At 70.1% G+C, this 1,133-nt stretch carries 1 protein-coding gene; it reads left to right on the forward strand.

The window, feature by feature from the left end; genetic code table 11:
• Positions 1-1,133, forward strand: a 1,133-nt coding sequence (locus RM96_RS39505) for a hypothetical protein (RefSeq protein ID WP_039014987.1), incomplete at both ends; no start/stop codon positions are given.

Genomic DNA, 1,133 nt, shown 5'->3' on the forward strand with positions numbered 1-1,133 from the left:
AGCCTGGCTTCGCTGGTGGTGAGCGCCATCCCGGCCGGCGCCACGCTAAGCGATGGCAGCCACAGCTTCACCGCCGATGCGAGCCACAGCTCGGTCGACATCCACGGCTGGAGCTTGTCCAGCCTGACTATCACGCCGCCCAACGACACCAACTTCACGCTGAACGTGGCGGCCACCGCCACCGATGGCGAAGGGAACCTCAGCACCACCACCACCGCCACCGAAGCGGTGACGGTCCACCCGCTGGCGCCGACGCTGGCGCCGGTGGCCGAGAGCGGGGTGGAAGGAGCGGCGATCGCGCTGAACCTCGGCGCCACGGTCAACGGTCTGGCCGGCGATGGCAACAGCCTGGCTTCGCTGGTGGTCAGCGCGATCCCGGCCGGCGCCACGCTAAGCGATGGCAGCCACAGCTTCACCGCCGATGCGAGCCACAGCTCGGTCGATGTGTCGGGCTGGACGCTCAGTTCGCTGACCATCACGCCGCCCAACGACACCAACTTCACGCTGAGCGTAGCGGCCACCGCCACCGATAGCGAGGGCAACCTCAGCGCGATCACCACCGCCACCGAGGCGGTCACGGTCCACCCGCTGGCGCCGACGCTGGCGCCGGTGGCCGAGAGCGGGGTGGAGGGGGCGGCGATCGCCCTGAATCTCGGCGCCACGGTCAACGGTCCGGCCGGCGATGGCAACAGCCTGGCCTCGCTGGTGGTCAGTGCGATCCCGGTCGGCGCCACGCTGAGCGATGGCAGCCACAGCTTCACCGCCGATGCGAGCCACAGCTCGGTCGACATCCACGGCTGGAGCTTGTCCAGCCTGACTATCACGCCGCCCAACGATGCCAACTTCACGCTGAGCGTGGCGGCCACCGCCCGGGATGGCGAAGGGAACCTCAGCGCCACCACCACGGCCACCGAAGCGGTCACGGTCCACCCACTGGCGCCGACGCTGGCGCCGATGGCCGAGAGCGGGGTGGAAGGAGCGGCGATCGCGCTGAACCTCGGCGCCACGGTCAACGGCCTGGCCGGCGATGGCAACAGCCTGGCTTCGCTGGTGGTGAGCGCCATCCCGGCCGGCGCCACGCTAAGCGATGGCAGCCACAGCTTCACCGCCGATGCGAGCCACAGCTCGGTCGA

The sequence above is a fragment of the Cupriavidus sp. IDO genome (genome assembly GCF_000812465.1).
GTDB lineage: Bacteria > Pseudomonadota > Gammaproteobacteria > Burkholderiales > Burkholderiaceae > Cupriavidus.